Here is an 8941-nt window from a genome sequence, read left to right as displayed (position 1 = left end):
CATGTACCGCCTGCACAAGTGGGCGGGCATCCTGGCCATCGTCCTCGGCCTGTTGCACTACCTGCTGGAGTTGGCCGGCCCCTGGCTGGCGGGTATCGTCGGCAAACCGGTGAAAGGCCCGCGGGTGGAAACCTTCCTCGACGTCTTCCGTGGCTCGGCCAAGGAGTTGGGTGAATGGTCGGCGTGGATTCTCGGCGGGATGCTGCTGATAACTCTCTGGCAGCGCTTCCCGTATCACCTCTGGCGTTATGTGCACAAGGCGTTGTCCCTGGTCTACCTGGTACTGGCCTTCCATTCCGTGGTGCTCGCCCCGGCCAGCTACTGGAGCCAGCCGGCCGGTTGGCTGGTGGCGGCCTGCGCTCTGCTCGGTTCGGCCTGCGCACTGTTGTCTCTGAGCGGGCGGATCGGTCGCGCGCGCCGCCATGCGGGCGTGGTCACCGCCGTCGAGCGGCACGGCGAAAGCCTGCTCGAGGTGACCTGCCGGCTGCAGGGCGACTGGTCGCACAGGGCCGGGCAGTTCGCCTTTCTCACCTGCGACCGCCTGGAGGGTGCCCATCCGTTCACCATTGCCAGCGCCGACCGCGGCTGCGGCGAGGTGCGCTTCAGCATCAAGGCGTTGGGCGACTACACCCGGCGCCTGCAGGACAACCTGGAGGTCGGCGCCAGGGTCGAGGTGGAGGGGCCATACGGCTGCTTCGACTTCCGCCGTGGCCTGGCCGGGCGGCAGGTCTGGGTCGCCGCCGGGATCGGCGTGACGCCGTTCATCGCCTGGCTGGAGTCGCTGCAGGCCGCGCCGGGAAGCGCGCCATCGGTGGAGCTGCACTATTGCGTGCGCAATTCCCAGGAAGCGCTGTTCGCCGGGCGCTTGCGCGAGCTTTGCGAACACCTGCCCAGCGTGACCCTGCACATCCGCTATAGCGACGAGCAGGGCAAGCCGCAGGCGGCGCAACTGGGCGTGCTGAAGAGCGCCGAAGGACGCTGGCCGAGCGTCTGGTTCTGCGGCCCGCAGGGGCTGGCCGACAGCCTGCGCCGCGATCTGCGCCGGCAGGGCATGCCGCTGCGGCTGTTCCACCAGGAAGCCTTCCGCATGCGCTGAGCCTGCCGGAAACGAAAAAAGCCCCGCCAAAGCGGGGCTTTTTCATCGCGCGGTCGCTCAGAGGCCGGCGGCGTCGCGCAGGAGAGCGGCCTTGTCGGTCTTCTCCCAGGTGAACGCGGTGAAGGTATCGCCGTCCACGGTCAGCTCGAACGGATGACGGCCGAAGTGGCCGTAGGCCGCGGTCGGCTGGTACATCGGGTGGAGCAGGTCGAGCATCTTGGTGATCGCGTACGGGCGCAGGTCGAAGTGCTCGCGGACCAGTTGCACGATCTTCTCGTCGCTGACCTTGCCGGTGCCGAAGGTGTTGATCGAGATCGAGGTCGGCTGGGCCACGCCGATGGCGTAGGAAACCTGGATCTCGCAACGCTCGGCGAGGCCGGCGGCGACGATGTTCTTCGCCACGTAGCGGCCGGCGTAGGCGGCGGAGCGGTCGACCTTGGACGGGTCCTTGCCGGAGAACGCGCCGCCGCCGTGGCGGGCCATGCCGCCGTAGGAGTCGACGATGATCTTGCGTCCGGTCAGGCCGCAGTCGCCGACCGGGCCGCCGATCACGAAGTTGCCGGTCGGGTTGATGTGGAACTGGGTGTCCTTGTGCAGCAGCTCGGCCGGCAGCACCTGCTTGATGATCAGCTCCATCACGCCGTCGCGCAGGTCGTTATAGGAGACTTCCGGGTTGTGCTGGGTGGACAGCACCACCGCATCGATGCCGACCACCTTGCCGCCTTCGTAGCGGCAGGTCACCTGGGACTTGGCGTCCGGGCGCAGCCATGGCAGCAGGCCGGACTTGCGCGCCTCGGCCTGGCGCTCGACCAGGCGGTGGGAGAAGCAGATCGGCGCCGGCATCAGCACGTCGGTCTCGTTGCTGGCGTAGCCGAACATCAGGCCCTGGTCGCCGGCGCCCTGGTCTTCCGGCTTGGCCCGGTCGACGCCCTGGTTGATGTCCACCGACTGCTTGCCGATGATGTTCAGCACGCCGCAGGTGGCGCCATCGAAGCCGACGTCGGAGCTGTCGTAGCCGATGTCGATGATGACCTTGCGCACCAGCTCTTCCAGGTCGACCCAGGCGGAGGTGGTGACTTCACCGGCGATGATCGCCACGCCGGTCTTGACCAGGGTTTCGCATGCCACGCGAGCGTACTTGTCCTTGGCGATGATGGCGTCCAGCACCGCGTCGGAGATCTGGTCCGCGATCTTGTCCGGATGGCCTTCGGACACGGACTCGGAGGTGAAAACGGAATATTCGCTCATCAATCGGTTCCTACATTACCGGTGGGTGAGGCGGCTTTCGGATGCATCCCTGGCGAAGTGCCGGACCTGGATCTGGAAGCCATTGCGTAAACCAATGTAAAGACTCTCGCCGGGCGTGAGCCCTGCGGCGTCGGCCCACTGGGCCAGGTCCTCCTGTTCGAAACCCAACCAGAGGTCGCCGCAGGCCTCCCTGGCCCAGCCCTGGTTGTGCCGGCACAAGTCCGTCACCAGCAGGCTGCCGCCCGGATGGACCAGGCGGGCCAACTGTTTCAGCGCCTCCGCCGGCGCGGCGAAGTGGTGCAGGACCATGTTCAGCACCACGCAATCGGCCGGTTCGGCGGCATCCTGCAGGGCATCGGCCAATTCCAGGCGGACGTTGCCCAATCCTTCTTCCTTGCAGCGCTGGCGCGCCAGTTCCAGCATCGCCGCGCTGTTGTCCAGCGCCGTGACCTGGCGGAAACGCCTGGCGAGTTCCGGCAGGAACCCGCCGTCCCCCGGGCCGACCTCCAGCGCCGTGGCGCCGGGGGCGAAGGCCAGTGCGTCGAGCAAGGCCAACACGCTCTCACGGTATTGCGGCAGTCCTGCGATCAGGTCCTGCTGGGCCTGGAACTTGTCCGCCGCGCGGGCGAAGAAGTCCTGGCTGACCGCCGCGCGCTGGGCGTGCACGGCATCGATCCGCGCCCGCACGTCGTCGGGTAGCGCCCGTTCGTCCACTTCCTCCAGCAGCGCCGCGTGCAGCGCGCCGCCGGTGCGTTCGGCCAGGGGCAGCGAACGTCGGTAGAAGATCGCGTTGCCTTCGCGGCGCGTCGCCACCAGCCCGGCCTGGGCCAGCACCTTGAGGTGGTGGCTCATGCCCGACTGGCCGATGGCGAAGATCTGCGCCAGCTCCAGCACGCCGAACGAATCGTTGGCCAGGGCGCGCAACACGTTCAGTCGCAGCGAGTCGCCAGCCGCCTTGCACAGCGCGGCGAGCGGGTCGTAGTCGTCTGGTCGTATCGAAGGCACGCGAAGGCTCATGGAGGCGCAGTCTAGTACCGGGTCCGAACCCCGGCAATGCCTGTATCAAAAATTTTTGATATTGATGACGGGTGGCCGTCGCGCAATTGCAATCCGGCTGCGCCAGGCTTCTGGCAAAACCGGTCGGCAGCGACATACTGTCCCCCTGCCGATCTGTCATTGCCCCTTGGGCCTTCGGTGGGCGAAAATGGCGCCCTTTTTTTCACTCCTGGTCTTCCGACCAGCAACCCCCGTAGGAGAATTGCGATGCCCAGCCGTCGTGAGCGAGCCAATGCCATCCGTGCACTGAGCATGGATGCCGTGCAGAAAGCCAACAGCGGCCACCCGGGCGCCCCGATGGGCATGGCCGATATCGCCGAGGTCCTCTGGCGCGACTACATGCAGCACAACCCGAGCAACCCGCAGTGGGCCAACCGCGACCGCTTCGTGCTGTCCAACGGCCACGGCTCGATGCTGATCTACTCCCTGCTGCACCTCACCGGGTACGACCTCGGCATCGAGGACCTGAAGAACTTCCGCCAGCTCAACTCGCGCACCCCGGGCCACCCGGAGTACGGCTACACCGCCGGCGTCGAGACCACCACCGGTCCGCTCGGCCAGGGCATCGCCAATGCGGTGGGCATGGCGCTGGCGGAGAAGGTCCTGGCCGCCCAGTTCAACCGCGACGGCCACACGGTGGTCGACCACTACACCTACGCCTTCCTCGGCGACGGCTGCATGATGGAAGGCATTTCTCATGAGGTCGCCTCGCTGGCCGGCACCCTGCGCCTGAACAAGCTGATCGCCTTCTACGACGACAACGGCATTTCCATCGACGGCGAGGTCCACGGCTGGTTCACCGACGACACCCCGAAGCGCTTCGAGGCCTATGGCTGGCAAGTGATCCGCAACGTCGACGGGCATGACGCCGACGAGATCAAGACCGCCATCGATACCGCCCGCAAGAGCGACCAGCCGACCCTGATCTGCTGCAAGACCGTGATCGGCTTCGGCTCGCCGAACAAGCAGGGCAAGGAAGAGTGCCACGGCGCGCCGCTGGGTGCCGACGAGATCGCCGCGACCCGCGCCGCGCTGGGCTGGGAGCACGCTCCGTTCGAAATCCCGGCGCAGATCTACGCCGAGTGGGACGCCAAGGAAACCGGCGCCGCCCAGGAAGCCGAGTGGAACAAGCGTTTCGCCGCCTACCAGGCCGCCCATCCGGAACTGGCCGCCGAACTGCTGCGCCGCCTGAAGGGCGAGCTGCCGGCCGACTTCGCCGAGAAGGCCGCGGCCTACGTCGCCGATGTTGCCAACAAGGGTGAGACCATCGCCAGCCGCAAGGCCAGCCAGAACGCGCTGAACGCCTTCGGCCCGCTGCTGCCGGAGCTGCTCGGCGGTTCCGCCGACCTGGCCGGCTCCAACCTGACCCTGTGGAAGGGCTGCAAGGGCGTCAGCGCCGACGACGCTGCCGGCAACTACGTGTTCTACGGCGTGCGTGAATTCGGCATGAGCGCGATCATGAATGGCGTCGCCCTGCACGGCGGTTTCATTCCCTACGGTGCGACCTTCCTGATCTTCATGGAATACGCGCGCAACGCCGTGCGCATGTCCGCACTGATGAAGCAGCGCGTGCTCTACGTGTTCACCCACGACTCCATCGGCCTCGGCGAGGACGGCCCGACCCACCAGCCGATCGAACAACTGGCCAGCCTGCGCCTGACCCCGAACCTGGACACCTGGCGCCCGGCCGACGCGGTCGAGTCGGCGGTGGCCTGGAAGCATGCCATCGAGCGTGCCGACGGTCCGTCCGCGCTGATCTTCTCCCGCCAGAACCTGCCGCACCAGGCGCGCGACGTCGCCCAGGTGGCCGATATCGCCCGCGGCGGCTACGTGCTGAAGGACTGCGAAGGCGAGCCGGAACTGATCCTGATCGCCACCGGTTCGGAAGTCGGCCTGGCCGTGCAGGCCTACGACAAGCTCAGCGAGCAGGGCCGCAAGGTCCGCGTGGTATCGATGCCGTGCACCAGCGTCTACGAGCAGCAGGACGAGTCCTACAAGCAGTCCGTGCTGCCGGTGGAAGTCGGCGCGCGCATCGCCATCGAGGCCGCCCATGCCGACTACTGGTACAAGTACGTCGGTCTCGACGGGCGCATCATCGGCATGACCAGCTTCGGCGAGTCGGCGCCGGCCCCGGCGCTGTTCGAGCACTTCGGCTTCACCCTGGACAACGTCCTGGCGGTGGCCGAGGAGCTGCTGGAAGACTGATGCACACGCTCTACTGGCGGGACCTCGAAAGCCCCGCCAATGGCGAATGGCTGGGCCTCGCGGTCCAGGTGGAGGGCGCCCATCGGGCGCCCTCTTTCCTTCATCTGCAATCCGGCGGCCAGGCCCGCATTCGCCTGATGCGTGGCGATCAGCCGCTGCTCTGGGCCACCCAGTTGCCGTACCACGATGGCATCTGGCTGGTGAAGAGCCTGGTCGCGGCGAGCCCGGCGCAGGCCAGCGTGCCGCCCATCGACTCGCCGACCCTGGAAGCCTTGCGCGGCCTGCGCGGCGAGGCCCGCTACAAGGCCTGGAGCCGGCATTTCGTCGAGGCCCTGCGCGCCAGCCCGGGCAGTTGCCTGGAGGCCGGGCGCTGGTTGCTGCGCCTGTCGCTCGCCGAGCAGGCGCCCGCCTGGCAGCCGCCGCAGAGCCACGATCCGCGCGAACGGGTGCTGGAACGCTGGCGCTACCGCAGCGTCGGGCGCGACGCTCTGTTGCCGGACTGGCGCTTCTACAGTCTGGAGAAGGTCCTCGACGACGATTGGGTGCAGTGGCTCGACTGGTGGGGGCGCGACAACGACGCCCTGATCGCCCTGCGCCGGGTCGAGGATGACGAGGGGCGGGTCAAGTGGTGGCGCAAGAAGGCCCGCGAAGGCGAGCTGCCGCCGGTGCTGGCGCTGCGCCTGAACTGCCTGGATGCCTGCGTGATCCTCGATGGCCACTGCCGGCTGCGCGCCGGCCTGCTGGAGAACGTCGCGCCGGAGATCCTGGTGCTCTGCGCCTACGACGAGCAGCCGATGCCGGTGGATACGGCACAGCGCGAACGGGTGCTGCAATCGCTGGCGCAGCGGGTCGACGCGCCGGTGCGCCGTGGACGCCGGCCGCTGGATAGCGAACAGCTCAACCAGGTGCTGCTGCGCCTGTTCGACGACCGTCCCTGGCCGCGAGTGCTGACCCGTGCCCGCGCGGTGCTGAAGGAAGAACAGTGGTGCGCGGAAGTGCGCGACTGGCTGGCCGCCCGCGAGCGCCTGGACGCGCTGGAGCCGATCATCCGTCGCGTCGAGTAGCGCGCCAGCGCCGCAGCCATTCCAGGCCTGCCGAGGTGTCGCCGCGCGGACGGTACTCGCAGCCGATCCAGCCCTGGTAGCCGAGCCGGTCGAGTAGCTCGAACAGGTAGGGGTAGTTCACTTCGTTGTCGTCATCCGGCTCGTGGCGGTCGGGTACCCCGGCGATCTGGACGTGGCCGATATTGCCGATGTCGCGACGCAGGGTGGTGGCCAGGTCGCCCTCGACGATCTGGCAGTGGTAGCAGTCGAACTGTACCTGCAGGTTGTCCGCGCCGACCTCGCGGCAGATGGCCTGGGCGTCGTCCTGGCGGGTGAGGAAGAAGCCCGGCATGTCGCGGTTGTTGATCGGCTCTATGAGCACCGTCAGCCTGGCGCCGGCGGCTTCGCGGGCGGCATGGGCGAGGTTGTCGAGGTAGGTCTCGCGGTGGCGGATGCGGTCGGCGCCGGCCGGCAGCAGTCCGGCCATGACATGGATGTGGCGGTTGCCGAGGACCTGGGCGTAGTCGATGGCCTGGGCGATGGCGCGGCGGAATTCGGCCTCGCGCCCCGGCAGGCTGGCCAGGCCGCGCTCGCCCTTGTCCCAGTCGCCGGGTGCGGCATTGAACAGCACCTGGCGCAGGCCGTGGTCGTCCAGCCGGGCCTTCAGTTCGGCCGCAGGGTAGGCATAGGGGAACAGGTACTCCACGCCCTCGAAGCCGTCCGCCGCGGCGGCGGCGAAGCGTTCGAGGAAGTCGTGGCGGGGGTAGAGCATGCTGAGGTTGGCGGCGAAGCGGGGCATCTGGCGCTCCTGGCGGTCGGTGGATGCGGGCGAGCCTTGCACAGCGGAACGCGGTCGCGCCAGCCAGGTGTCGCATGAATCGTTTCAGCGCCAGCGCGCGAGCCGTCGCCGCGGCGCATGCGCCGCGCGGGTCGCGGACGGTTCCCAGGCGGGCCCATCCCCCGCATAATTGGCGCCTTTCACTGGCCCCTTGCCGGAGCTATCCCTGCCGATGTCCACCCCGCCTTTTCGCGTCGCGCTCAATGGCTATGGCCGTATCGGCCGCTGCGTCCTGCGCGCGCTGCACGAGCGCCCGGAGCAACTGGGCTTCGAGATCGTCGCGCTGAACGACCTGGCCGACCAGGCCAGCGTCGAGTACCTGACCCGCTTCGACTCCACCCATGGCCGCTTTCCCGGCGAAGTGAAGGTCGACGGCGACTGCCTGCACATCAACGGCGATTGCGTGAAGGTGCTGCGCAGCCCGACTCCGGAGGCCATCGACTGGCAGGCGCTGCGGGTCGACCTGGTGCTGGAGTGCTCCGGCCAGTACACCAACCGCGCCCAGGCCGAGCGTTTCCTCCGCGCCGGCGCGCCGCGGGTGCTGTTCTCGCAGCCGATGGCGAGCGAGGCGGACATCGACGCCACCATCGTCTATGGGGTCAACCAGCAGGACCTCAGCGGCCGCGAAACGCTGGTCTCCAACGCCTCCTGCACGACCAATTGCGGGGTGCCGCTGCTCAAGCTGCTGAACGAGGCGATCGGCCTGGAATACGTGTCGATCACCACCATCCACTCGGCGATGAACGACCAGCCGGTGATCGACGCCTACCACCATGAGGACCTGCGCCGTACCCGTTCGGCGTTCCAGTCGGTGATCCCGGTGTCCACCGGTCTGGCGCGCGGCATCGAACGCCTGTTGCCGGAACTTGCCGGGCGCATCCAGGCCAAAGCCATACGCGTGCCCACGGTGAACGTCTCGGCGCTGGACATCACCCTGCAGACTTCCCGCGACACCTCCGCCGCCGAGATCAACCGGGTGCTTCGCGAGGCCGCCGAAAGCGGCCCGCTGCGCGGACTGCTGGCTTATACCGAGCTGCCGCACGCCAGTTGCGATTTCAACCACGACCCCCATTCGGCCATCGTCGATGGCAGCCAGACCCGCGTTTCCGGGCCTCGCCTGGTCAACCTGCTGGCCTGGTTCGACAACGAATGGGGATTCGCCAACCGTATGCTCGACGTCGCCGGACACTACCTGCGCGCCGCCGTGCCTGATCAACAAGTACCCAAGGACTGATTGTCATGACCGTGTTGAAGATGACTGACCTCGACCTCAAAGGTAAGCGCGTGCTGATCCGCGAGGACCTCAACGTGCCCGTGAAGGACGGCCAGGTGCAGAGCGATGCACGGATCAAGGCCGCCCTGCCGACCCTCAAGCTGGCCCTGGAGAAGGGCGCGGCGGTGATGGTCTGCTCGCACCTGGGCCGTCCGACCGAGGGCGAGTTCTCCGCCGAGAAC

Annotated in this window: 8 protein-coding genes; 5 read left to right on the top strand and 3 right to left on the bottom strand. The window is 67.8% G+C overall.

Features of this window, described 5'->3' with window-relative positions; genetic code table 11:
- Window positions 1-1096: ferredoxin reductase family protein (locus FFS27_RS23230; RefSeq protein WP_137952230.1), on the top strand; the 1096-nt coding region annotated here is incomplete at its 5' end.
- Window positions 1097-1153: 57 nt separating this feature from the next.
- Here FFS27_RS23230 and metK read toward each other — a convergent pair.
- A complete protein-coding gene (gene metK / locus FFS27_RS23225) occupies window positions 1154-2344 on the bottom strand; it encodes a methionine adenosyltransferase (RefSeq protein ID WP_003084948.1) in 1191 nt (396 codons plus the stop codon).
- Between the two features lie 15 nt (window positions 2345-2359).
- Window positions 2360-3361, bottom strand: a complete 1002-nt coding sequence (locus FFS27_RS23220; protein WP_003113231.1) for an ArsR/SmtB family transcription factor — start codon at window positions 3359-3361, stop codon at window positions 2360-2362.
- Window positions 3362-3607: 246 nt separating this feature from the next.
- On the opposite strand from FFS27_RS23220, the gene tkt reads away from it, so the two are divergent.
- Window positions 3608-5605 (top strand): transketolase, encoded by a 1998-nt coding sequence (gene tkt / locus FFS27_RS23215; RefSeq protein WP_021263074.1) that lies wholly within the window; start codon window positions 3608-3610, stop codon window positions 5603-5605.
- Window positions 5605-6669, top strand: a complete 1065-nt coding sequence (locus tag FFS27_RS23210) for a hypothetical protein (RefSeq protein ID WP_003110217.1) — start codon at window positions 5605-5607, stop codon at window positions 6667-6669. The genes tkt and FFS27_RS23210 overlap by 1 nt, the downstream gene beginning before the upstream one ends.
- Here the strand turns inward: FFS27_RS23210 and otnI are convergent.
- On the bottom strand, window positions 6650-7447 hold the full coding sequence (gene otnI / locus FFS27_RS23205; protein WP_003084956.1) for a 2-oxo-tetronate isomerase: 798 nt from the start codon (window positions 7445-7447) through the stop codon (window positions 6650-6652). The two genes, FFS27_RS23210 and otnI, sit on opposite strands and share 20 nt — an antisense overlap.
- Window positions 7448-7658: 211 nt before the next feature.
- On the opposite strand from otnI, the gene epd reads away from it, so the two are divergent.
- Window positions 7659-8720, top strand: coding sequence for an erythrose-4-phosphate dehydrogenase (epd, locus tag FFS27_RS23200; protein WP_003084958.1), 1062 nt, complete (start codon window positions 7659-7661; stop codon window positions 8718-8720).
- Between the two features lie 5 nt (window positions 8721-8725).
- On the top strand, window positions 8726-8941 hold a 216-nt coding region (gene pgk, locus FFS27_RS23195; protein WP_137952229.1), incomplete at its 3' end, for a phosphoglycerate kinase.

It is taken from the genome of Pseudomonas sp. 2VD, assembly GCF_005503585.1.
Taxonomy (GTDB): Bacteria; Pseudomonadota; Gammaproteobacteria; order Pseudomonadales; family Pseudomonadaceae; genus Pseudomonas; species Pseudomonas aeruginosa.
Note: the sequence above shows the minus strand (reverse complement) of the source record. Positions and strands in the feature narration are given on the sequence as shown.

Coding starts and splice junctions, on each gene's coding strand:
- tkt (WP_021263074.1), top strand. CDS start 3,608: ATGCCCAGCCGTCGTGAGCGAGCCAATGCCATCCGTGCACTGAGCATG.
- FFS27_RS23220 (WP_003113231.1), bottom strand. CDS start 3,361: ATGAGCCTTCGCGTGCCTTCGATACGACCAGACGACTACGACCCGCTC.
- FFS27_RS23210 (WP_003110217.1), top strand. CDS start 5,605: ATGCACACGCTCTACTGGCGGGACCTCGAAAGCCCCGCCAATGGCGAA.
- otnI (WP_003084956.1), bottom strand. CDS start 7,447: ATGCCCCGCTTCGCCGCCAACCTCAGCATGCTCTACCCCCGCCACGAC.
- metK (WP_003084948.1), bottom strand. CDS start 2,344: ATGAGCGAATATTCCGTTTTCACCTCCGAGTCCGTGTCCGAAGGCCAT.
- epd (WP_003084958.1), top strand. CDS start 7,659: ATGTCCACCCCGCCTTTTCGCGTCGCGCTCAATGGCTATGGCCGTATC.